15 protein-coding genes are annotated in these 24,813 nt (G+C 42.2%); 6 read left to right on the top strand and 9 right to left on the bottom strand.

The window, feature by feature from the left end; translation table 11 throughout:
• Positions 1 to 3: 3 nt before the first annotated feature.
• The 8 genes from AAFF35_RS02810 to AAFF35_RS02775 all read right to left on the bottom strand — a co-directional run bounded on the left by AAFF35_RS02810 (position 4) and on the right by AAFF35_RS02775 (position 12,808).
• The gene (locus AAFF35_RS02810; RefSeq protein WP_342330831.1) at positions 4 to 852 is read right to left on the bottom strand and encodes a sialate O-acetylesterase; all 849 of its coding nucleotides are present in this window, start codon (positions 850 to 852) and stop codon (positions 4 to 6) included.
• Between the two features lie 44 nt (positions 853 to 896).
• Positions 897 to 1,907 (bottom strand): transketolase C-terminal domain-containing protein, encoded by a 1,011-nt coding sequence (locus AAFF35_RS02805; RefSeq protein WP_342330830.1) that lies wholly within the window; start codon positions 1,905 to 1,907, stop codon positions 897 to 899.
• 33 nt (positions 1,908 to 1,940) lie between these two features.
• Positions 1,941 to 2,786: a transketolase gene (locus AAFF35_RS02800; protein WP_342330828.1), complete on the bottom strand. Its 846-nt coding sequence runs from the start codon at positions 2,784 to 2,786 to the stop codon at positions 1,941 to 1,943.
• 115 nt (positions 2,787 to 2,901) lie between these two features.
• Positions 2,902 to 4,842 (bottom strand): sialate O-acetylesterase, encoded by a 1,941-nt coding sequence (locus tag AAFF35_RS02795; RefSeq protein ID WP_342330827.1) that lies wholly within the window; start codon positions 4,840 to 4,842, stop codon positions 2,902 to 2,904.
• Between the two features lie 95 nt (positions 4,843 to 4,937).
• On the bottom strand, positions 4,938 to 9,101 hold the full coding sequence (locus AAFF35_RS02790) for a two-component regulator propeller domain-containing protein (protein ID WP_342330826.1): 4,164 nt from the start codon (positions 9,099 to 9,101) through the stop codon (positions 4,938 to 4,940).
• A 204-nt stretch (positions 9,102 to 9,305) separates the two neighbouring features.
• Positions 9,306 to 10,409: an endo-1,4-beta-xylanase gene (locus AAFF35_RS02785; RefSeq protein ID WP_342330824.1), complete on the bottom strand. Its 1,104-nt coding sequence runs from the start codon at positions 10,407 to 10,409 to the stop codon at positions 9,306 to 9,308.
• Positions 10,410 to 10,424: 15 nt separating this feature from the next.
• On the bottom strand, positions 10,425 to 11,084 hold the full coding sequence (fsa, locus tag AAFF35_RS02780) for a fructose-6-phosphate aldolase (protein ID WP_342330822.1): 660 nt from the start codon (positions 11,082 to 11,084) through the stop codon (positions 10,425 to 10,427).
• A gap of 44 nt (positions 11,085 to 11,128) precedes the next feature.
• Positions 11,129 to 12,808, bottom strand: coding sequence for a glycoside hydrolase family 43 protein (locus tag AAFF35_RS02775; RefSeq protein ID WP_342330821.1), 1,680 nt, complete (start codon positions 12,806 to 12,808; stop codon positions 11,129 to 11,131).
• Positions 12,809 to 13,099: 291 nt separating this feature from the next.
• Here AAFF35_RS02775 and AAFF35_RS02770 point away from each other — a divergent pair, with 291 nt between their 5' ends.
• The 6 genes from AAFF35_RS02770 to AAFF35_RS02745 are packed head-to-tail and all read left to right on the top strand — an operon-like array spanning position 13,100 to position 23,768.
• Entirely contained in the window at positions 13,100 to 15,724 is a 2,625-nt protein-coding gene (locus AAFF35_RS02770; protein WP_342330819.1) for a glycoside hydrolase family 3 C-terminal domain-containing protein, read from the top strand.
• A gap of 28 nt (positions 15,725 to 15,752) precedes the next feature.
• Positions 15,753 to 17,792, top strand: a complete 2,040-nt coding sequence (locus AAFF35_RS02765; protein ID WP_342330817.1) for an alpha-glucuronidase — start codon at positions 15,753 to 15,755, stop codon at positions 17,790 to 17,792.
• A gap of 37 nt (positions 17,793 to 17,829) precedes the next feature.
• Entirely contained in the window at positions 17,830 to 18,582 is a 753-nt protein-coding gene (locus AAFF35_RS02760) for an SDR family oxidoreductase (protein ID WP_342330815.1), read from the top strand.
• Between the two features lie 21 nt (positions 18,583 to 18,603).
• The gene (uxuA, locus tag AAFF35_RS02755; RefSeq protein ID WP_342330814.1) at positions 18,604 to 19,791 is read left to right on the top strand and encodes a mannonate dehydratase; all 1,188 of its coding nucleotides are present in this window, start codon (positions 18,604 to 18,606) and stop codon (positions 19,789 to 19,791) included.
• A gap of 21 nt (positions 19,792 to 19,812) precedes the next feature.
• Positions 19,813 to 22,674, top strand: coding sequence for a glycosyl hydrolase 115 family protein (locus AAFF35_RS02750; protein ID WP_342330812.1), 2,862 nt, complete (start codon positions 19,813 to 19,815; stop codon positions 22,672 to 22,674).
• A gap of 29 nt (positions 22,675 to 22,703) precedes the next feature.
• Positions 22,704 to 23,768 (top strand): glycoside hydrolase family 43 protein, encoded by a 1,065-nt coding sequence (locus AAFF35_RS02745; RefSeq protein WP_342330810.1) that lies wholly within the window; start codon positions 22,704 to 22,706, stop codon positions 23,766 to 23,768.
• 1 nt (position 23,769) lies between these two features.
• Here AAFF35_RS02745 and AAFF35_RS02740 read toward each other — a convergent pair whose 3' ends face one another.
• Entirely contained in the window at positions 23,770 to 24,786 is a 1,017-nt protein-coding gene (locus AAFF35_RS02740; RefSeq protein WP_342330809.1) for a LacI family DNA-binding transcriptional regulator, read from the bottom strand.
• Positions 24,787 to 24,813 lie beyond the last annotated feature (27 nt).

The following is a 24,813-nucleotide window of genomic DNA, read 5'->3' as shown; positions in this document are numbered from 1 at the left end:
AATTTATTCTTTGGTAGGATTACTTAAAAGCGATAACATTTTATCTGCGTACCGCTTACCAAGTTCCCTATAACCTGCAGCATCAAAATGCAATTTATCTGCATGAATGGTGCAGCCTTTGGAAGAGATGACATAGGCACCTGGGATCACTTGCGGAAGCGTTCCAATAATTCCATTCATACTGGCACAAATACCACCCTGATCTGCATGCACAACTTCTCCTGCAAGCAGTGGGATAGCGTTTTCTTTAAGATTCAGATCTTTCAGCAAATTGTTGTAAACAATTTTAACCTTACTGGTCCATAAGCTGTCGCCAGTATTGGATTCGCCCTGATGTAACAAAATCCCTTTTATTATCCCCTCCTTTTGCGCAATTTTTGCCAGTTCAACCAGACGGCCATAAGGATTACCATCATATTGATTAATCATTCCTTTCATCCATTCCGGAGCAGTTGCGGTATAAGACTGATAATTGTCCTTATCAAACAATTCAATTTTACTGCCGCCAACGGCAACATTGATCACTCCTACTTTTACCTCTTTTGGAAGATGAGCAACTAGGGTTCGTCCAAAATAATCTGCCGGAGATAAGCCTGTATTACACCTGCTTAAAGGAGGAACTGCGGGGTACCAGTTTCCTTTTTTCCTATTAAGATCGGAACAATCTATGGCCTGTAATACTTTGAAGCGATCACTGACACCGGTCGTATCCTGAGCCTCAAATCTGGCATGGCCTTCCATATTCGATTGTCCGAAACAGAGATAAATATGGAAGTTTGGATCTTGTGCATAGCTATTGTTATGCATAGCCAACAAAAGCAGGATAAAAAAGAAAATTTTATGATTTGCCATTACTATATATTTTTTGTTCTTAGTCTTATGACCATAAAACTAGGTTATACTGTTTTTTCGATAGGGAAGTTTTGATGATTATATGGGTCGGAATGTTTCCGGGATTTACGTAAGATCACTTTTTGTACTGCTTCAATAATGTTTATACTATCCAGTCCATATTTGGTCATCAATTGATCAGGTGTTCCGCTTTCTCCAAAACTGTCATTTACAGCCACAAATTCCTGTGGCGCAGGCCACTCTGTTGAAAGTAGCCTGGCTACGCTCTCTCCTAAACCACCATATTTATTATGTTCCTCGCAGGTAACTACACAGCCGGTTTTTATAACTGATTTCAATACTGCTTCCTCATCCAGCGGTTTAATCGTGTGAATGTTTATAATTTCTGCATCAATACCCAGTTCTGCAAGTTGCACTCCGGCTTCAATGGCTTTCCATACCATATGACCGGTAGCTATAATCGTTACATCTTCGCCTTCATTTACCATCCAGGCCTTCCCAATTTCAAACTTTTGATCCGGATCGGTAAAGACAGGGATTACCGGGCGGCCAAAGCGCAGATAAACCGGACCATGGTGTGCTGCAATGGCAATGGTAGCCGCTTTGGTCTGGTTGTAATCACAGGTATTGATCACCGTCATTCCAGGCAGCATTTTCATTAAACCGATATCTTCCAGAATCTGGTGAGTGGCACCATCTTCACCAAGAGTTAAACCTGCGTGCGAAGCACAAATCTTCACATTTTTATCAGAATAGGCCACAGACTGGCGAATCTGATCGTAAACCCTTCCTGTCGAAAAGTTAGCAAATGTCCCTGTAAAAGGAATTTTCCCACCTATTGTTAAACCCGCAGCGATACCAATCATGTTGGCTTCCGCTATGCCAATCTGAAAAAAACGCTCAGGGAATTCTTTAATGAAAGCCTCCATTTTTAAAGATCCTACAAGGTCAGCACATAGGGCTACTACTTCGGGATTGTTTTTTCCGGCTTCCAGCAATCCGGCGCCAAAGCCCGAACGGGTATCTTTTTTTTCCGTATATGTATATTTCTTCATCAGTATGTCTTGTTTTTTAATGGTGATTTCCTGCTAATAATCTTTAAGTGTGGTATTTAATTGAGTTAAAGCGGCTTCAAGCTGTTCATCATTCGGAGCAACACCATGCCATTTATGTGATCCCATCATGAAATCAACACCAGCCCCCATTTGCGTACTCATTAAGTTTAAAATTGGTTTTCCTTTGCCTGTCAGCGATTTGGCATTAGACAAAGCTTTCACGATAGCGTCCATATCATTGCCATCTGAATTGATCACATGCCATCCAAAAGCTTCAAATTTTGCCTGCAGGTTTTCCAGTGACAATACTTTTTCGGTAGGACCATCGATCTGCTGACCGTTATAATCGACAGCAGCAATCAGGTTATCTACTTTATTATGGGATGCATACATGATCGCTTCCCAGTTCTGTCCTTCCTGCAATTCACCGTCACCGAGCAGAACAAATACGATAGAACGGTCTTTATTTAGCTTTTTTGCCTGAGCTGCACCAATAGCGACCGACATGCCCTGTCCTAAAGAGCCGGAGGCGATTCTAATGCCAGGAAGCCCTTCATGAGTAGTGGGGTGGCCCTGCAACCTCGAATTCAATTTTCTAAACGTAGCAAGTTCAGCAACATCAAAGTATCCTGACCTGGCGAGAACACTGTAAAAAACCGGCGAAATGTGCCCGTTTGACAGAAAAAACAAATCTTCATTTTTTCCATCCATTTTAAAATCAGTAGCATGGTTCAGGATTTCAAAATACAATGCAGTCATAAAATCTGCACAGCCCAATGATCCTCCCGGGTGTCCCGATTGGCAGGCATGTACCATTCTAACAATATCCCTTCTTACCTGAGCGGCGATATCTTCTAATTCATTAATTGTGTGTTTCATTAATTGGGTTTGTTTATATGATGATCAGTACTTTCCATCCCTATACATAAAGCTTATGCAAGTTTATCCATCGATCATAGAAAGACTTTATAATTGCGCTTACAGGATCAGCGCGTTATTTGTCTGTCCGAAATGGAGATGCCGGTAATTTTTCCAGGTTATATAAGTTCGGATTAACAGGATTATCTGCCCAGGCGTAGCGAACGTACTTCGGACGGGCGATCTGATCGGACCAGACCACAACTTTAGTACCCTCTATTTTTGCACTGGCCCAGACAAACTTTTTATCCTCAGCTGCAATCTCAAATTGAGAAAGTGGTTCTCCGTCATTTGTGGTCAGGCCACTGCCAACATTATTAAAACTGACGACAATCTGATTTCCTTTAATTTCCGAAGATTGAAAAACCGGACCGGAGTAAACCAGGTCTTTTTCCCCATAAGTAAAATGTCGGGCAATCAGCGCCAGCCTATCCCCTACATCTTTTTTATTATCCGGATGAATATCGTTCCATTCTCCAAGATCAATGGTAACTGCCATTCCGGTAAGAGGTACTTTTAAAGTCTGCAGGCTCGCTTCTCTCAGTAAGGCCAGGTTACTTTCTGCCGGCTGATAACGCATATCTCCATGATTGGGCAGCTGTACATAATAAAACGGCAGATCAGGTCTGGCAAACTGATTTCTCCAATCCATGATAAGCGCAGGCAATAATTCTTTATAGGCCCCTGCATTTCCTACATTGCTTTCGCCCTGGTACCAAAGTACCCCCTTTAAACCATAATTGGTTAATGGCGCGATCATCGCGTTGTAAAGCGCAGTGGGTTGGGCTTGTTCCGAAATCCCATAAGGCCCCGGCTTAACTGCGGGAAGGTAAACCTCTCCCACCTTATATCGCCAATCTCCTTTTAAATCAATGGATTGATCACCTGCCTCGATGAAATAAGGTTTATCAGGTACAAAACCACCCTTTCCGGATGAGTTTTCCACCCTGATCACAAAAATATTTTTTCCGGTTTTCAATACGCCCGGGTCCAGGTGATACCTCCGCTGTGGATATTGATAACCAGTACTGCCAACCTGTTGCCCATTGATATAAAACCGGTCGGCATCCACAATTCTACCCAGGTGAACAAGTGCAGGAACTCCAACCATAGCGGCCGGAATATCAAATTCTCTGCGATACCAAACCACCCCATCCAGATCACGAATGCCCTGATCCTCCCAATAACCCGGAATATTGATGTTCCTCCATCCCTTTGGCACATATTGAGGATCATACCACTTCACACTGCCTGTCAGCCCCTGATCTGTACTTATGTTTTTCTTAACAGATGTAGAAAGTGCCCTGCGATTAACTCCGTTCACATATGCGGTGTCTTTATTACGGGTAATGATATCCCTCCAGCCACCAATATCCATCAATCCATCCTCACTTGTCCATGATTCTATAGTGGTACCACCAACACTTGAATTAATGATGCCTATAGGAATTCCATATTTCGTAAAGATTTGTTTTGCAAAAAAATAAGCCAGCACAGAAAAGTCATTAATGTCTTTTGGATTGGCAGATTTCCAATGACTTTGCGGAAGGTCTTCTAAAGGGCCGGTTAAACCCGTAACCGTAGGAATCCGGTATTGCCTGATTTGAGGATAGTTTGCACCGGAAATATCAGCGGCGTAGGTGATGTTATGCACTTTCATCTGATGAACCATATTGGATTGTCCGGCACATAACCAGACATCGCCAATTAAGATGTCCTTCAATACGATTGTATTCCTTCCTTTAAGCTCCATGTTAAAGGGACCACCAGCTTTCATGGCTGGAAATTTAGCTAGCCATTTTCCATTGACGCCGGCAACCGTCTTTGACTTTTTACCGTTAAAACTAATATTGATCCTTTCACCAGGAGAGGCCCATCCCCAGATTTTAAGCTCCACATCGCGTTGCAGCACCATGCTGTCGCAGATTAATTTTGGCAGTCTGATCTGTGTATAGCCCTGAAAGGCAAGAAATAAACTAAAGCATAAAAAAAATAAAACCTGCTTAATCTGGCTCATACATTTATATAAAATTTCTATTGGTTAGTTATTCAAACCTAGCCCAAACGCAAAATAATATCGAGCAGATTTGTATAAATAGATGTCATAAATGTTCAACTCACCAGATGATCATCTGCTTTACGCTTTAAATGCATAAATTCTGAAGGCTGCATATTAAATTTTGCCTTAAAAGACTTCGCGAAATAATTTGGCGTAGCAAAACCAACCATATAAGCAATCTGTGAAACATTCAAATCGCTCTTTTCGAGTAAGACAGTTGCTTTATCCAATTTAACCGATCTGATATACTCTACGGGCGACTGTCCGGTTAATTCTAAAATTTTATGGTACAAAGATCCCCTGCTCATCCCAACATGCCGGCTTAAATCTTCCACTGAAAGCTTTGGATTATTCAAGTTCTCTTCAATGTATAGCACAACCTTATTTAACAACCTGTCGCTATGGGATTCGATGACCACTTCCGGTGTTTGAACCTTGATTTGTTTGGTATAGGTATCTTTCAGTGTTTTATTTAACGCCAACAGGTTTTTAATTTTTGCATTCAGAATCTCAAAATTAAATGGCTTGGTCAGGTAGTCATTTGCACCCGTTGCCAGTCCTCTGATCTGCTCCTCTTCTCCGGTCAGGGCGGTTAGTAATATAATCGGAATGTGGTTGGTGCGTTTATCAGATTTCACCTTACAGCACAATTCGATTCCATTCATATAAGGCATGTTGATATCACTTACAATGATTTGAGGATGATGTGCCAGCGCCTTTTGCCATCCTTCCTGTCCGTTACAGGCTTCATATATTTTATAAAAAGATTTCAAACTATCTTTAAGATAAAACCTAAAGTCCTCATTGTCTTCCACCAGTAAAACTGAAGGGACATCCATTCGGCTTACATGGTCTTCGGCATCAACAATGGGTTCAGGTTCGACAATTGAACCCGAAAAATCTATGGTGAGTTCATCCACAGTTTCCGTACTTGAAAAAGGAAGTTCTATGATGAAACTACTGCCTCGTCCCACTTCACTTTGAACAGATATGTTCCCCCCATGCATTTTGACAAACTCCTTGGCAATGGACAAACCAATTCCACTTCCCTGGTTTAAAATCGGTGCTGCCGTATCAATCTGGAAAAAACGTTCAAATATCTTTTCCCTGTCTTCTTCAGAGATCCCTATACCGGTGTCAGACACCTTGATCATCAGCAAAGATTCCTGGGCATTACCCGAGCGGTCACTTTTCTCTACTTCCAGAGATATGGTGCCCCCAACATCGGTAAATTTGAATGCATTGGACAGCAGGTTAAACAAGACGCGTTCTATTTTATCCTGATCAAATAAGGTATAAAAGTACCTCAGCTGGCTTTTAAATACCAGTTGAACCTGCTTCCGTTCGCTGAGGTCATTAAACGATTCCAAAACTTCCTTAATAAAGGAAACGATATCTGCTTCTGAAGGATTTAACCTCAATTCCTGATCCTCCATTTTTCTGAAATCCAGGATTTGATTCACGAGGTTCAACAACCTTCTCGTATTTCGTTTGATCATGCTTAAAGGACCTGCAATATCAAGATCTCTCTTTTCTGTCAGTAATTTATCAACAGGTCCCATGATCAATGAAAGCGGGGTACGGAACTCATGACTCAGGTTCGTCAGAAATTTAATTTTTAGTTTGTCTAACTCGCGTAAACGTTCTGCTTCTTTGCGCTCCTGCTCTATCCGCTGTTCTACTTTCATTTTCTCCTGCACCAGCGCAAATTTCATCTTCAGCTTTTGTATCCCCCGCTTCCTGATATAAAGAAGCGTACCTGCAATGGCCATTAAGTATAAAATATAAGCATATGCTGTGCGCCAGAATGGAGGCATCACATGTATTTTTATTGCGGTTTCGGCGGTATTCCAAAGTCCGTCATTGTTACTGGCCTTCACATGAAACACATAATCACCAGGGTCCAGATTGGTGTAGGACACTGATTTAGCCGTCCCGGCATCGATCCATTCGTTATCAAAACCTTCCAAACGGTAAGAATACCTGTTCTGTTCAGGTGCAGTATAGTTTACACTGACATAACTAAGCGTAAAATTTTGCTTATAATCCAGATAGATATCTTTAACAACCGAAATATGCTCTTTTATGGGCCCATCTTCCGAGGCCACAACAGAAGTATTGGATATCTTCAGATCAGTAAAAAGAACAGTAGGGACATTCTTGTTTTTCTTAAAATACTGAGGATTAAAATAGTTAAAACCATCCGCACCGCCGAAATAGATCTCTCCACCTGATGAGCCAAAGCCGGCACCAAGTACAAAATTGTTATTTTGAACACCATTGTAAATGGTATAATTGGTGAATTTCCTGGTGTTCACATCAAAGCTGCTGATGCCCCGGTTGGTGCTCACCCATATCCGTCCCTGCTTATCCTCAACAATGGCATAGACCGTTGCATTGTTCAATCCATCTTTTTCAGAAAAGGTAGTAAACTGATTCGTTTTCCGGTTAAATAAACTCAGGCCGCCACTAAATGTCCCCACCCAGATATTTCCGGAACGGTCTTGTAACAGCGATAAAGTCAGGTCATTGGGGAGCTTACTATTGGTTTTATTATGGACTACAAATTTATTACTGGCGGGATTAAAAACGGCAATTCCTGAACCGTAAGAGCCAATCCAAATGTTTCCGGTATGGTCCTCTTCAATAAAGCGGATAAAGTTATTTCCGGGGTAATCAAGTTCATTTTTAGCTTTTGGATTTTTGCAATACCTTACAATAACCTTATTGTCCGCATTTAATACATTGACCCCACCACCATTCGTACCGACCCAAAGCTTACCGCTTTTATCTTCTTTAATACAAAAGATGTCATTGCAATTTAACCCATCCGGACGAGCGTTATAGGTAAACTGACTCAATTTTCTGCTGGCTAAATCCATTGCAACAAGGCCGTTTGAATACGTCCCCATGTATAATTTTTTCGACCTGGTGATTTCCATTGCCATGATGGAAATTTTATTCAGGGTGCTACCATTCGCTAAAGGCAAATTAAACCGCTGAAACAATTCTGTTTTACGATTGAACAGGTTAAGTCCGCCACCATCCGTACCCACAAAAATCTCCTCATCCTTATATTCGGCAAATGAAGTTACCACAGGCGCATTTAATCCGTTCTGATCGAAAACATTACTTTGTTTCAATTGAAACAGGTTTAAATTGGTGTCATATTTATTGATGCCCCCATGATAAACCCCCAGCCAGCAAATGCCTTTGTCATCTGTATAAATGCAACTGACAGACTTCCCGGTTAAAGAATAGATGTCTCTGGAATCAGGCTTATGCCTGGTAATTTGACCAGTCTTCACATTAAGAATATTTAAGCCATCCTCAGTTCCTATCCATAACTGATGGGGACCATTTGCGGCAATACTCAGAATGATATTATTCGTTATCGTATTGGGATTTTTATGGTCATGAAGAAACTGTTTAAATCCTTTACCCTCGGGAAGAAGGAGGTTAAGTCCATTTTTGGTACCAAACCAGACCTGTCCCAATTGGTCTTCCACAATTGACGACACAAAGCCATCGCTAAGACCGGATGGATTTGAAGCGTCGTATTTAAAATGCTTAAAGGAGTCGGTTCTTCTTTCGTATAAGTAGAGTCCATTGTTAGATCCGATCCACATTCTGTGTTTACGATCCTCATAAAGACAGTTGACTATAATTGCAGGGAATGCTCCTTTTGGGCCGACTTGTATATTGAATCTTTTAACCTTTCTGGTTTTAGGATCAACTACATCCAGTCCGCTAAATGATGCGACCCATATTTTTCCTGTATAGTCACTGTAAACTGAACGGATGACATCGCTGATCAAACCATCATTGGTATTGGCAGGAAAATGTATAAATGAATTTTTCTTACGATCGTATAAACTCAGCGAACCTCCGGAGCTTCCAATCCATAAATTACCAGACTTATCTTCGTGTAATGCCCTGATGTCATTGGCTTGGATTCCCGTTGGATCCTCAGATTTATGTTTGTAAACCGTGAAATTGGTTCCGTCAAATTTATTCAGCCCGTCCTCCGTCGCAAACCACATTAGTCCATACCGGTCTTTCAGAATTGAGTTAACGGTATTAGAAGAAAGCCCGTCTTTTGTTTTTAAGGAAGTAAAATTGATTTTTTGATTTTGCGCATATGCTGGCGACAAGACCAGAATGGCATACAAAAAACAACAGTAAAATCTTTTTAAAGTGGCCCGGGTCAGCATCATCTTTGGTTACCTAAAGTTAATAAATAAGTATACCTATTAAGCATGTCTATGCACAAGAAATGCGATATTCTAAAGAAATAGATACAAGTAATATATTTGGTTGAAGTAACGAATGTAACCACAAATTAAACATCAGGCAGTAACAAATGTATTTTTTTCTGCTACATAAGTTCAAAAGAGTTGCACCTCAGCCGTTGGAAAGAATTATTCTTTAAAATCGACGACTTTTTGATAAGCCTTCTTTCGCTGCAGGTTTTGATCGAATAACAATGGATAATTTTTTCTGCCCGGTACCGGATAATAATCCAGCCAGCTATATCGATCGGAAACATTCCAGAAAGTAACACTCGTAATGTGCTTTTTGTATTCCCGGAAAATTTTAAAAACTTTAGCGTATTGGTCAATTTGTTTTGCTTCCAGCTCTGGCGTTAACCGGTCACTTTCTCCGGATCTTTTCTGTCTTTTATTTTTTTCCCAGGGATAAACGGACATATCGAGCTCCGTAAAATGAATTTGCAATCCCAGCGACGCGTATAATTCAATCGCTTCCCGCAGCTCTTTTTCAGCCGGTTCAAAAACTGACCAATGGGCCTGTAAACCTACCCCATGGATGGGAACTTTTTGATCAATAAGATTTTTGAGCAGGCGATAAATTTTATCCCGTTTAACTGGTCGCTCGCTATTGTAATCATTGTAAAAAAGCAGGGCCTCCGGATCAGCAGCATGGGCATACTCAAATGCTTTTGCAATGTACTCTTCACCACAGATCTGATACCATAAAGAGTTTCTGATAAACTCATCGTCAGCATCGCCAATCACTTCATTGACCACATCCCATGCATAAATTTTCCCTTTATATCTTTTAACCACAGTGGTGATGTGATCCTTAAGCCGTTTAAATAATACTTCTTTAGTGACCAGCCCACCGTTGTTGTCTTTAAACATCCAGTTTGGGACCTGCTCATGCCAGCACAAATTATGTCCACGTACTTTAAGCTGGTGGTTTTGAGCAAAATTTACCATGGAATCTGCATCCCTCCAGAAATAGAAATCCTCACGGGGATGGATCACTTCCATTTTCATCGCATTTTCAGGAGTAATGCTGTTAAACTCCTTTAAAAGCAGCTGCGATTCCTCTCCATTTAAGGTTCTTGTATTCACCGCTACTCCGATTGGAAAATAAGCCTTGTAATGGTCTTTTAGCCCATTATCACTACTGGAATTGGGTTGCTGCAATAAGCAGCAACCCTGAGATATGATCAGCATCAGGAGGATCAGCCCCCAATTTATGCGTATTGATTTGTGCATTTTTAATCCTGCTTTTTAAAGTCCTGATGCCCTGGCATGGTCCGCTAAAAAAGTAGCCAGTCCACTATCCGTAAGGGGGTGCTTTAATAAAGCGGTGATTGCCGGCAAAGGTGCTGTAATCACATCAGCGCCCAATTTTGCGCAGGCAATGATGTGCAAAGGACCACGAATTGACGCCGCCAGAATTTCTGTAGGATAAGCATAATTGTCAAAGATCAGCCTGATCTCCTCAATGAGTTTTAATCCATCCGTAGAAATATCATCTAAACGTCCTAAAAATGGCGATATATAACTGGCACCAGCCTTAGCAGCAAGAATGGCCTGCCCGGCAGAAAAGATCAAAGTACAATTCGTTCTTATTCCTTTGGAAGAAAAATACCTGATGGCTTTAATGCCATCTTTGATCATTGGCACCTTGACCACAATCTTTGGATTAAGAGCTGCGAGCATTTCACCTTCTGCAATCATCTCATTAAATGTGGTTGCGATCACTTCTGCACTTACATTGTCGTCCACGATATCGCATATCGCTTTATAATGTGCAATAATGTTCGCCTCACCTGTAATCCCCTCCTTAGCCATTAAACTTGGATTGGTGGTGACTCCGTCTAATATTCCCAAATCATAAGCTTCTTTTATCTGATCAAGGTTTGCAGTATCTATAAAAAATTTCATTTTCGTTTGATTTTTAGTCTAATAACAAGTAATTCACTGGATACTTATTTTTGATAAGTATCATCCTCTCCTTTATATCCAAACCATTTATAAATGGCATTATTAGTACTTCCTTGTCCTTCGGAAGTGGCATAAACTCCATAAAGTGATCCTACAAATCCTTTCGCCACGACAGTACTTAAATACTTTCCGTCAAGCTTATCTTCCAAAAGCTGCCATTCATTTTCTTTAAGGCCATACCAAAAAGAATAAATGTCTTTTTCGGAATTGATTTTAAGATAGATTTTCTTCTGAGCACCAGGCAATACAACCTGCTTGAGTAAATCCATTTTATTTGATTTCGGATTACCTTTAAACAATTGTACGACCTCTTTACCCTGATCAGATGATTTACACAGGTAATAGAAATGATTTTCATTCTGAAAGATGACCATCCCTGCTTTCTCGTTATTTTTTTTCGTAGAAAAGACCATTTCCGTTGACGCAGAGCTCTGCAAATGTTGCTGTCTTCTTCCGATAAATGCAGGGTTTCCTTTCTCCAGAATGGTTTCAGGAAGCAGTTTAATGGTGAGTGCATTTTTATTTTCCTTAAAGCTGTACCAGGATGGATTATGGGTACGCAGAAATAAAAACTGTGTATTGAGGCTATCTTTAAACGGCACCTTAAACTCAAAATTACCAGTGATGGGCAATTGATTTTCATGCGGCTGTTCTTTCCAGTTTACCTTATATTCGTATTGCACTTCTTCATGATCCGGATTGATAACCGGCCAGTTATCGACCCATTTTACCGGTGCAATAAACGTTTCCCGGCCGGTATTGTAAAAATCTCCTTCATATGGCCGTACTCCCAGAAAAACTGCATACGTATTGCCATCTGGTCCCTCTACCAGATCGGCATGACCAACTGAAGAGATCGGATTTTTTCTTTTAGGATCCAGATGCCGTTGAGTGAGGATGGGATTTTTTTCATAAGGAATATAGGGTCCACGCACATCTTTACTCCGCAAAATCACTTCCGAGTGGTTAACACTTGTTCCCCCTTCAGCAGCCATCAGGTAATAATAGCCGTTTCTCTTATAAATATGAGGTGCTTCAATCCACACTGGTTTTTTACTGATATCGACACCGCCATTTACCAGAATCTTTTCAGATCCCAGGACTTTTAAGGTCGCCAGATCCAGTTCATAGATCTTTACGGTTCTATGTCCACTATAAAGCGACTTATTTTCCGGAGGATCGCTGTTGTATATGATGAAGACCTTATCCTCTTCAAAGTAGAGTGAAGGATCAATTCCTCTGACCTCTTTAATGTATATCGGATCGCTCCAGGGACCTGCAGGGTTTTTAGCTGTGACAATAAAATTCCCGCCATTGTCTATGTCAGTACAGGTAATGTAAAAAATGCCTTTATGATGGTTTATTGCCGGTGCAAACAGACCTCTGGATACTTGTTCGCCCATGAAATCCATTTGGGAAGGCCGGTTAATTGCACTGGTAATCTGCTTCCAGTTTTTAAGGTCCTTACTATGAAACACGGGAATACCGGGAAAATATACAAAAGTTGAGGTGACCATATAGTAGTCTGTTCCGACTCTACATATTGCCGGATCCGGATAAAATCCCGGAAGGATAGGATTTTTTAAAGTCACCTGAGCCTGGGCAGTCGTCAACAAACACACCATGGCTACCAGATAAGAAAGAAGAATACGCATTTTTTGCATGTAAAATAAATTTGATCCTCAAAACTAGCAGGCAGAAAAAAAGAAAGAGAGGTCATTTGTTGATTTTAAGGCTAGAAATGTTTGCATTATCAAAATGTTACACTTTAGAATTTCAATTGAACATTTGTTCTATTATTAATAACAAACGAACACCCCATCCCCTTACAAGGTCTATACTTTTATCAAAAACTTACCAATCAACTAAATCCCTGGCAAATCAGAACCTGATCCGATAGCCAGCAAGCTGGTTCTATTTTATGATTGAAGGCCAATGAAACCAAATATATTCTAATGAAAAACACATTATACGTAAAGTTCTATTGCTTTTTGATCCTTTCTTTGAGCGGTATAGATAGCAACGCTCAAACCTATCCGTTTCGTGATTACAAGTTATCATTTGAGCAACGTGTGAACGACCTTGTCGTCCGGCTAACCCTGGAAGAAAAAGTCTTGCAAATGCTAAATGCGGCACCTGCAATTGCTAGACTTGGAATTCCTGCATACGATTGGTGGAATGAAACCTTACATGGTGTTGCAAGAACTCCCTTTAAGGTAACCGTTTACCCTCAGGCGATTGCAATGGCGGCGACCTTCGATAAAGGCTCGCTATACAAAATGGCCGATTTTTCTGCATTGGAAGGAAGAGCTATTTATAATAAAGCGGTGGCAGAGGGGCGGACAAACGAACGCTATCTGGGGCTCACCTACTGGACGCCCAATATTAATATTTTCAGAGATCCACGCTGGGGCCGCGGACAGGAAACTTATGGCGAAGACCCTTATTTAACCGCAATATTAGGTGACGCTTTTGTAAAAGGATTGCAGGGGGATGATCCAAAATATTTAAAGGCCGCCGCCTGTGCAAAACATTATGCCGTCCACAGCGGTCCGGAACCACTCCGACATGTTTTCAATGCCGATGTGACCGCCTATGACCTGTGGGACACCTATCTTCCGGCATTCGAAAAATTAGTGGTTGATTCAAAAGTTGCCGGAGTCATGTGTGCCTATAATGCATTCAGAACACAGCCCTGCTGTGCCAGCGATTTACTGATGACCGACATTTTACGTAAACAATGGAATTTCAAAGGTTATGTCACCTCCGATTGCTGGGCAATTGATGATTTCTATAAAAACCATAAAACTCATCCTGATGCTGCTTCTGCAGCTGCTGATGCCGTTTTTCACGGAACAGATATTGATTGCGGAACGGATGCTTATAAAGCGCTGATAAAAGCGGTGAAAGATGGTCAGATCACAGAAAAACAGATCGACATTTCTGTAAAGCGTTTGTTCATGATCCGGTTTCGTTTAGGCATGTTCGATCCGGTTTCCATGGTAAAATATGCACAAACTCCTGCTTCTGTTCTTGAAAGTACTGCCCATAAAGCACATGCACTGAAAATGGCACAGCAATCGATGGTACTGCTTAAAAATGAAAACCAGACACTCCCATTAAGTAAATCATTAAAAAAGATCGTTGTACTGGGACCAAATGCAGATAATGCCATCTCTGTGTTGGGTAATTACAACGGGATTCCATCCAATACCACGACGATACTTAAAGGCATAAAGGAGAAAGTCGGGCCGGGTACAAAAGTAGTTTATGAACAGGCGATTAACTTCACCAACGATACCTTACTGAACTATTCAGACCTGAGTAACCAGTACAGTTACGAAGGTAAACAAGGATTTAAAGCTGAATATTTCAGCAATAAGGAGCTGAATGGCCAGCCTCAGCTGGTGAGAATGGAGCAAAATCTGGAAAAATTATGGCAGGAAGGAGAAATGATCGATGCCAACCTCAAAGCGAATAATTTCTCCGCGCGCTATACGACCAATTTTAAGGCAACAGAAACAGGTTCCATTACTTTTGAACTGGAAGCAGATGATGGCTATCGGTTTATTTTAAATGGAGAACGGGTAGTTGATGCCTGGTCGAGAAACAGATGGGGTGCAAAAACCTATGAATTAAAAACGAAAAAAGATGCTTCCTATAACATTGTTGTAGAGTACTGGCAGGGTGAAGGAAAAGGCAATGTAAAGCTGAGTGCCGGAAATTACCAGCGCAGCGATTTCAACCAGCTCATTAACCGTCATCAGGATGCCGATGTTTTCATATTCGCAGGAGGCATATCCCCACAATTGGAAGGCGAGGAAATGAAAGTGGACTATCCTGGTTTTAATGGTGGCGACCGTAGCTCGATCATGCTCCCAACCGTTCAGACCAATTTAATGAAAGCATTAAAATCATCCGGTAAGCAAGTAGTGTTTGTCATGATGACCGGAAGTGCCATCGCTATTCCCTGGGAGTCAGCAGAGGTCCCTGCGATACTCAATGCCTGGTACGGCGGACAGGCAGCTGGCACTGCCGTTGCGGATGTTTTGTTTGGCGATTATAACCCTGCGGGCCGTTTACCCGTAACCTTTTATAAAAGTGACCAGGACCTCGCCGCATTTAATGATTACAGCATGGATAACCGGACGTACAGATACTTCAAAGGCAAACCGCTATATGGGTTTGGATATGGACTGAGTTATACTTCGTTCAAATACGACCAAATCAGCCTGCCGAATGCCATTTCAAAGGGGAAATCCGTAACTGTGAGTGTAAGAATCACAAACACGGGTAAAATGGATGGAGACGAAGTTGCACAGCTTTACCTTGTTCATCAGAATAAATCCATAAAGACGGCACTAAAATCTTTAAAAGGATTTCAACGCATCAGCCTGAAAGCCGGAGCGCACAAGGTCATTAAGTTTAAGTTATCCCCTAAAGACCTTTCATTTATCGATCCCAATGGGACTGCTAAACAACTCAAAGGCAAAATTGAATTTAGCATTGGGGGAAGTCAACCGGACGAAAGCAATAAAACCAGTGGCAACATCATAAAGAAGCACTTATCAATTATTTAAAAAGCAGGTCAGATCAAAGAACTCAAGCATGAAGTGGATAAAAACAACCCTCGTAACTGTTATTTTCATAAAAGTTTTTTGCTTATCAGCGAAAGCTGAGGACGGTCATCAGCTCTGGCTAAAAAAACAAAATTCTTTTCCCGTAAATGTCATTTGCGCTAAAAAATCTCCCGTACTGAATATTGCAATTAAAGAACTGAAAGAGGGCTGGAATGGTACTCCTGACGCCACGGTAACCCTTCAGCTAAAACCTGTAAAATCAATCAAAGACGATGGCTTTCTGCTGGAAAACTCCCGGGTAAGCGCCAATTCAGAATTGGGAATTCTCTATGGAGTTTACGAGTTATTGCGCCGGCAGGCTACAGGAAAGACGGTTAATGATGTCTTATCCAATCCTTCTTACAGACACCGCATCCTCAACCATTGGGACAATTTAAATGGAACAGTGGAACGGGGATATGCAGGCCATTCCATCTTCTGGAGAAATGAAAAAGATTCCCTGACCATCACTCCAAAAGATAAAACCTTATGGCGCGAATATGCAAGGGCAAATGCGTCCATTGGCATCAATGGCACCGTATTGAACAATGTCAATGCATCGCCTTTAATCTTAACTGCCGGCTACCTGAAAAAGGTAAAGACCATTGCGGAAGTATTACGACCTTATGGGGTTAAAACTTATTTATCCGTTAATTTTTCTTCCCCGGTAAAAATTGGCGGACTCAAAACAGCAGATCCCCTGGATCCTGCTGTAAAAAAATGGTGGAAGGACAAAATACAGGAGATCTACAAATTGATTCCCGATTTTGGCGGCTTTTTAGTCAAAGCTAACAGCGAAGGGCAACCTGGCCCTCAAGATTTTGGCCGTACCCATGTTGATGGTGCAAACATGATGGCAGATGCCTTAAAACCCTACCATGGAATTGTCATGTGGCGGGCCTTTGTTTACAGTCCCTCAGACCAGGACCGGGTGATGCAGGCTTATTCAGAATTTCTGCCTTTTGACGGACAGTTTCGGGAAAATGTAATTATTCAGGTAAAAAACGGCCCTTTGGATTTTCAGCCCCGAGAACCATTCAGCCCCCTCTTTGGAGGCATGAAAAAAACAGCGGTCATGCCTGAACTTCAAATCACTCAGGAATACCTGGGGCGCTCCATACATTTGGTTTACCTCTCCCCCATGTGGGAAGAATGCCTGAAAAGCGATACCTATCAGAAAGGCCCGGGAAGCACGGTAGCTAAATATACTGATGGAAGCATGCAGTATCAAAAATATACGGCAATTGCAGGGGTAGCAAATATTGGATTGGACACCAACTGGTGTGGCCATCATTTTGCACAATCCAATTGGTATGCCTTTGGCCGTTTGGCCTGGAACAACAACAGCTCCAGCGCGGATATCGCCGACGAGTGGCTGAAACTAACCTTTCATGAAAGCAAGTCCGAATTTATCGATCCGGTCAAATCCATGATGATGAACAGCCGGGAGGCAGCTGTTAACTATATGATGCCCCTCGGTCTCCACCATATTTTTGCCGAAGGACACCACTACGGTCCTGCCCCATGGTTTTCTGATCAAAAACTGAGAGCAGACTGGACTTCTGTATATTATCACAAAGCCGATACGAAGGGAATTGGCTTTAACCGCTCAGGCACAGGGAGCAATGCGGTAAGTCAATACCATGAACCTTTGTCAATGCAGCTCAATAACATAGAAACCTGTCCGGAAATTTATTTGCTATGGTTCCATCACCTTCCCTGGGATTACAAAATGAAGAGCGGGCGCATCCTCTGGGATGAGTTATGCTACCACTATGATCAGGGAGTACACCAGGTTCGGGAATTTCAAAAAACATGGGACAGGGTTCAACCCTATGTTGATCAGCAACGTTTTGCTGAGGTACAGCGTAAATTAAGGCGACAATCCCGGGATGCACAGCTATGGAAAGATGCCTGTCTGCTTTATTTTCAGCAATTCAGCCAGCGTCCAATTCCCTCTGAAATTGAAAGACCGGTGCATGACCTGAAATATTTAATAAATACCCCACCGGCAGACATCCGTCACTAGTTCTCCAGTACTTAACCAAATATATACCCTATCATAAATGAGATCAGGTCAAAGATTAAAAGTAGCAATTGTAACCGGTGGTGGCTCGGGGATAGGTTTAGCTATCGCCGAAGAATTTGTCGCCCGGCAGATTTACACGATCATCATAGGCCGTGACAAATTAAAGCTCCGGGAGGCAAAAAAGCAGCTGGGCGACCTTTGTGAAACCATTGCTTTTGATTTAGCTGAACTTGAAAACATTCCCAAGCTCATACAAGGAATCATCACCAAACACAAACAGATTGACATATTGGTAAATAATGCCGGCATCAATATGAAAAAGGAATTTTGCGAAGTTACCGATGCCGACTTTTTGCAGGTAATACAGACCAATGTGCTGTCGGTTTTCAGCATGTCCAGAGAAGTAGTAAAAACCATGCTCCCCTATGGATCCGGCTGTATCATTAACATCAGTTCAATGGCCGCACAATATGGAATACCAAAAGTAATCGCCTATACTGCTGCGAAAAGCGCGATAGAAGGCATGACCAAAGCAATGGCCGTTGAGCTTTCCCCTAAAGGGCTCCGCATTAATGCAATTGCTCCGGGCTTCATTCACAGCGCCATGTCTGCTAAAGCCCTGGATGCAGATCCGGAGCGTAAGGCTAAGGTATATTCCCGCACTCCAATGGGCCATCTGGGCGAGCCAAAGGACATCGGAGCAGCGGCATTTTTTCTCGCCTCAGACGCCGCAAAATATGTGACCGGAGTAATTATGCCTGTTGATGGCGGAAATTCCATAGGTTTTTAAAATAAACAGACAGTTATGTTAATGGAACAAACAATGCGCTGGTTCGGGCCAAACGATCCGGTAAGCTTACAGGACATCAGACAGGCAGGTTGCTCCGGAGTCGTTACCGCATTACACCATATCCCTATCGGAGCGGTCTGGACGACTGATGCAATTAAAGAAAGAAAAAAGATTATTGAGGCCGCAGGCTTAACCTGGACGGTGGTGGAGAGCCTTCCTGTTCACGAGGACATTAAAAAGCAAACCGGAAATTATCAGCAGTTTATTGAGTACTATAAACTAAGCCTGAAAAATTTGTCGGACTGCGGGTTGAAAGTAGTCACCTATAATTTTATGCCGGTTCTGGATTGGATCAGGACCGATCTGGAGTACACACTCCATGATGGCAGCAAAGCTTTAAGGTTTGAAAAATCAGCATTTATCGCCTTTGACCTGTTCCTGCTTAAACGACCTGATGCGCATCAGGATTACCAGTCCGGCGACATTGATAAAGCGACTCAACGCTTTAGCGCCATGACTGTAACAGAAAAATCTACCTTATTTAAAACGGCCATGCTTGGTCTACCGGGAAGTGATGAACCATTCAGCCCTGAAGAGATTTTAACTGCTTTAAAGACCTACGAGGGAATAGACAATAAAAAGTTAAAAGCACATCTCTTTCATTTTCTAAATGAGATCAGTCCCTTAGCCGCTTCCCTCGGAATAAATCTGGCAATACATCCCGATGACCCACCCTATTCTGTTCTGGGTTTACCCAGGATAGTGAGTACTGAGCAAGACCTGAAGGAGATTTTCGAAGCTGTTCCCTCTGTCGCTAATGGCCTGTGTTTCTGTACAGGTTCATTGGGATCAAGGCCCGAAAATGATTTACCAGGGATGGTTAAAAGGCTAGGCGACCGCATTCACTTTCTTCACCTGAGGAGTACCCAGCGTGACGGGGAGGGTAACTTTTATGAAGCCAACCATTTAGAAGGTGATGCAAACATGTATGAAGTGGTAAAAGAGGTGATCCTGCTCAGCAGAAATAAACAAATCTCTATTCCGATGCGGCCGGATCACGGACATCAAATGTTAGATGACCTGAAGAAAAGTACTTATCCCGGATATTCTGCGATAGGACGGTTAAAAGGGCTCGCCGAATTACGGGGACTGGAAATGGGAATCTCCTGTTCCTTTACGGAAACAGGAATTCAGCAAAAACAAGATTAATAGATTTTAACAAAAAGAACGATGATCAGGAAGCTATTTTTTTTACTATTTATCAGTGGCTTAAACACCTTTTGCGCACTGGCCGGCATCAAACCTTTTATTTCTAAAACGCAGGTTCCAGGCAGCTTTTGTATTGCTGATCAACAAAAAAAAGCGACGCTCATCCTAAGTGAAAACGAATGGCCGGGGGTCATCAGGGCCGCCAGAAATTTACAGGACGACATCAGAAAGATAACCGGTAAAACACCAGGATTGAACATGGATAAAATTGCGCCGATGGCAATCATCATCGGTACGATCGGCAACAGCAAAATTATTGATCAATTGGTAAAAACCAGAAAAATCGATGTCACAGGGATTTCCGGCAATTGGGAAACTACCTTAATTGAAGTGGTAAAAAATCCAATTCCAGGAGTGGATAGTGCCCTTGTTATTGCCGGCAGTGATAAGCGTGGAACCATATATGGGATATATGAACTTTCTTACCAGATTGGCGTTTCTCCCTGGTATTACTGGGCCGATGTACCAGTACAAAAAAGCAATACACTCTATGCCATTTCCGGCCGGCATGTCAATGCTTCGCCGGCGGTAAAGTACCGGGGTATATTTTTAAACGACGAGGCACCGGCACTGTCTGGCTGGTCAAAAAAAGAATTTGGAGGATTTAACCACAAATTCTATGAAAAAGTATTTGAATTGATCCTTCGTTTAAAAGGCAATTACCTATGGCCTGCCATGTGGGGCAATGCCTTTAATGATGATGACCAATTGAATCCTGTTTTAGCCGACGAATACGGAATAGTGATCGGAACATCACACCACGAACCCTTAACACGTGCGCATGATGAATGGAGAAGGTATAAGGGTGGTAAATGGAATTATGACCTCAACCCTTTACAGCTGAAGGAATTCTGGGAAAGCGGATTGCGTCGTGTGGCCGATAAGGAACAGGTGATTACGGTAGGAATGCGGGGCGATGGCGATGAACCGATGACGGAAGGAACAGCTACAGCTTTACTGGAGAAGATTGTAAAAGACCAGCGGAAAATCATTGAAAAGGTGACCGGCAAACCAGCAGCTCAAACCCCACAATTATGGGCATTATATAAAGAAGTCCAGGAATACTATGATAAAGGAATGCGGGTGCCTGATGACATCACACTTTTACTATGCGACGACAACTGGGGTAACATCAGAAGGCTCCCTGCTTTAAATGATCCGGCCAGAAAAGGTGGTTACGGAATCTATTATCATTTTGATTATGTAGGAGGGCCAAGAAACTATAAATGGATCAATACTAATCCAATACAGAAGGTTTGGGAACAGATGAACCTGGCCTATCATTATAATGCCAACCAGATATGGATTGTAAATGTTGGGGATTTAAAGCCTATGGAATTTCCTATAGAATTTTTCCTTGATTATGCCTGGGCACCGGAGGCCATTCCGGCAGCGCAATTGAAATCCTATACCGTCGACTGGTGCATTAAACAATTTGGCCCGGCATATGCCACACAAACCGCTGAAATTTTAGACAATTACGCCAAATACAATGGCAGGATAAAACCAGAGCTGCTAAATGAAAACACTTACAGCCTGGTGAATTATAATGAATTTGAAAATGTAGTAAATGACTATAAAAGCCTGGAAAGAAAGGCTGCAATCATTTATAACAAAATCCCGGAACAACAAAAGAATGTGTTTTATCAATTGATCATGCATCCTGTGGAAGCCAGTGCCAACCTATATGAACTTTATTACACGATAGCAAAAAATAAGCTTTATGCCAAACAAGGGCGCATACTGACTAATATGCTGGCGGCTAAAGCTGATTCTTTATTTAAGCGGGATGCAGCAATCAGCCATTTTTATAATAAAATACTGGCCGGTGGCAAATGGGACCACATGATGGATCAAACCCATATTGGCTACACCAGCTGGCAGCAACCTGAGCAAAACGTTATGCCCAAAACCGATAGCATAACACATACAACATCAAAATTAGGCCTTGCCATGGAAGGCACAATGCAAAGCTGGACCGATAAAAGCCATGTCAATGAAAATTTTCCACTGTTGGATAACCTCAGCAAGCAAAGCCATTACATTGAACTCTTCAACACCGGAACGGGAGTGCTGAGCTATGAGATCAAAGCTCCTGACTATCTCTTAACAGGTCGGAGAAAAGCTTCCTTTGAAACTGAAAAACGAATTGAGATCAGTGTAGACTGGACAAAGGCACCATTGGGGAATAAAACGGCCCTGATTACGGTAAAAGGGAGTGATGGCAGTGCCATTACATTTAATATCCGAACTAGGAATGTCAGTTTACCCCAACAGCATGAAGCCAATTTATTTGTTCCTCAAAATGGATATATTTCAATCGAAGCCTCAAATTACGCCAAAGCAGTCAACAGCAACCTGGTGTCCTGGGAAAACATCCCGAACTATGGAAAAACATTAAGTGGGGTAATGCCCGTGCCGGTAACTGCTCCCGCGCAACATCCGGATAAAGATGCCGCACATTTAGCCTATGAGGTATATGTAGACAGTGCCGGAACTTACACCTTAAATACTTTTGTATCCCCTACCCTAGATTTCAGCAATACCGATGGTTTGAAGTTCGCCGTTTCTGTGGATGACTTGCCGGTAACAGTGATCAATGCCCATTCGGATTATCGCACTGAAGGTGCATGGGCAAGATCGGTTACCAATTCCATTAAAATCTTTAAAACACCATTAAGCTTCGATAAATCAGGAAAACATACCATAAAATACTGGATGATAACCCCCGGAATTGTGTTACAGAAATTGGTGCTTGACCTGGGTGGTTTAAAACCTGGTTTTCTGGGACCGCCCGAAACACAGCGCATCAATTTAAAATAATGACCAATAGATAACCTTAAAATAAAATTATGAACAGATTAAAACAGCATGCTGCCCTGGCAATTACAATAGCAATGTTCACGACAAGTGCGTGCCAGCAAAGCAGGGAAGCCTCAAAATTCCTTTCCGAACCACTGATCTCAAAAATTTATACTGCAGACCCATCTGCACATGTCTTTGATGGAAAAATATACATTTACCCTTCTCATGACATTGACGCAGGGACCCCGGAGAACGACGAAGGTGCCCATTTCGACATGCGCGACTACCACATTTTAAGCATGGACAGCGTGAATGGGAAAGTGACAGACCATGGTGTGGCTTTAAGTATAAAAGACATTCCCTGGGCGGGCAGACAACTTTGGGCGCCTGACGCCGCATTTAAAAATGGCATTTACTACTTATACTTCCCCGTAAAGGATAAACAGGATGTTTTCAGAATGGGGGTGGCTACCTCCACAAAACCTGAAGGGCCATTTAAAGCAGAACCTAAACCAATTGAAGGAAGCTATAGCATAGACCCTGCAGTATTCTCTGATGCCGATGGCAACAGTTATATGTATTTTGGTGGAATCTGGGGAGGACAACTTCAGCGCTGGAACAACGGAAAGTATGATCACAATGGTTCGAAAACTGATTCGGGAAAAGAGAATGAGCCGGCACTGGCTCCTAAAGTAGCAAAGATGAGCGCCGACATGTTAAGCTTTGATGGTGCGGTAAAAGATGTGGTGATCCTGGATAAAGAGGGAAAACCGCTGTTAACCAAAGATCATGACAGAAGATTTTTTGAAGCCGCCTGGATGCATAAATACAATGGTAAATATTATTTCAGCTATTCAACCGGCGACACACATTACCTGGCTTATGCAATTGGTGATAACCCTTATGGTCCTTTCACCTACCAGGGAACATTTATGGATCCGGTTCAGGGATGGACTACCCATCATTCCATTGTAGAGCAGAAAGGAAAATGGTATGTTTTCTACCACGACACACAGCTATCCAATAAAACGCACCTGAGAAACGTAAAAGTAACGGAACTAACGCACAATCCAGACGGAACGATCAGTTTGATAAAGCCGATCTTAAAGTAAGCTATACATTGGAAGACTGCCGTTTTATGATGGTAGGTTCCAAAACCAGGTGACAGATGTCATCATAAGGATGGTTCTTTTTGATCATCTGTAAAAACAATTCGGCACACCCCCGGCCCATTAAATTGGGATGTTGATCCACCGTTGATAGCGCAGGCGAAATGTAAGCTGAAAAAGCCTCGTTTGAAAAGCCAATAAGCCCTATCTTCGGTGGGATCTCATTTACTTCTTTCAGCTTTTTAAGCACGCCTAATGCGGTATAATCATCTGCGGTAATGATCGCTTCAGGAATGGTTTCAGCCCTTAATAATTTGGCTGCCCCATATCTCCCATCTTTTATAGAAAGACCACCGAAAACAATATGGTCCGGATCAATGGGTAATTGATTGACTTTCATCGCTTCTCTGTAGCCCTCCAGCCGGTCTGTGAAAGTTTTGATTGGCTGGGCCGTAGTGATAAAAGCAATTTTTTTGTAGCCCTGATCGATGAGGTGTTGTGCAGCAAGGAAACCTGCGTTAAAATCATTGAGGGTTACAGTAGGTACTTTTAGCCTGGTGCTGATCCTGTCGAAAAGGACCAAAGGTTTGTGCTGTGCAATGATGCCCTGGAAATGCGATATGTCGTCCTCAGTTCCCAATGATAAAGAGGCGATAATGCCATCTACCTGGGCTTCCAATAAAGTTTTAACTCCTTTAATTTCATTCTCCAGCAATTCATTCGACTGATAAAGTATAATGCGGTAGCCACTGTCTTTTAGCCCTTCTTCAATGCTGTGGATCACAGAGGCAAAAAAATGCGACTGTATACTTGGGACAATTACCCCGACTATAAATGTTTTACCAGATTTGAGTGCAGATGCAAGTCTGTTAGGACTATAATTGAGTTTTTTTGCAGTTTCTGCGACCAGGCGCCTTGTGTTTTCACTAATGGCAGGAAAGCCGTTTAGTGCCCTGGAGACGGTAGAGACCGTGATATTGAGCGCTTTCGCGATATCATAAATTGTGGTATTCTTCTTCAAAATCTGTAGCCGCTATATTTAAGACAT

Source organism: Pedobacter sp. FW305-3-2-15-E-R2A2, assembly GCF_038446955.1.
Lineage (GTDB): Bacteria > Bacteroidota > Bacteroidia > Sphingobacteriales > Sphingobacteriaceae > Pedobacter.
The sequence above is the reverse complement of the archived record's forward strand: the minus strand, read 5'-3'. Positions and strand labels throughout refer to the sequence as shown.

Bases quoted from the DNA above. Each gene is read 5' to 3' on its own strand.
- AAFF35_RS02810 (WP_342330831.1), bottom strand. From the start codon at position 852: ATGGCAAATCATAAAATTTTCTTTTTTATCCTGCTTTTGTTGGCTATG.
- AAFF35_RS02805 (WP_342330830.1), bottom strand. From the start codon at position 1,907: ATGAAGAAATATACATATACGGAAAAAAAAGATACCCGTTCGGGCTTT.
- AAFF35_RS02800 (WP_342330828.1), bottom strand. From the start codon at position 2,786: ATGAAACACACAATTAATGAATTAGAAGATATCGCCGCTCAGGTAAGA.
- AAFF35_RS02795 (WP_342330827.1), bottom strand. From the start codon at position 4,842: ATGAGCCAGATTAAGCAGGTTTTATTTTTTTTATGCTTTAGTTTATTT.
- AAFF35_RS02790 (WP_342330826.1), bottom strand. From the start codon at position 9,101: ATGATGCTGACCCGGGCCACTTTAAAAAGATTTTACTGTTGTTTTTTG.
- AAFF35_RS02785 (WP_342330824.1), bottom strand. From the start codon at position 10,409: ATGCACAAATCAATACGCATAAATTGGGGGCTGATCCTCCTGATGCTG.
- fsa (WP_342330822.1), bottom strand. From the start codon at position 11,084: ATGAAATTTTTTATAGATACTGCAAACCTTGATCAGATAAAAGAAGCT.
- AAFF35_RS02775 (WP_342330821.1), bottom strand. From the start codon at position 12,808: ATGCAAAAAATGCGTATTCTTCTTTCTTATCTGGTAGCCATGGTGTGT.
- AAFF35_RS02770 (WP_342330819.1), top strand. From the start codon at position 13,100: ATGAAAAACACATTATACGTAAAGTTCTATTGCTTTTTGATCCTTTCT.
- AAFF35_RS02765 (WP_342330817.1), top strand. From the start codon at position 15,753: ATGAAGTGGATAAAAACAACCCTCGTAACTGTTATTTTCATAAAAGTT.
- AAFF35_RS02760 (WP_342330815.1), top strand. From the start codon at position 17,830: ATGAGATCAGGTCAAAGATTAAAAGTAGCAATTGTAACCGGTGGTGGC.
- uxuA (WP_342330814.1), top strand. From the start codon at position 18,604: ATGGAACAAACAATGCGCTGGTTCGGGCCAAACGATCCGGTAAGCTTA.
- AAFF35_RS02750 (WP_342330812.1), top strand. From the start codon at position 19,813: ATGATCAGGAAGCTATTTTTTTTACTATTTATCAGTGGCTTAAACACC.
- AAFF35_RS02745 (WP_342330810.1), top strand. From the start codon at position 22,704: ATGAACAGATTAAAACAGCATGCTGCCCTGGCAATTACAATAGCAATG.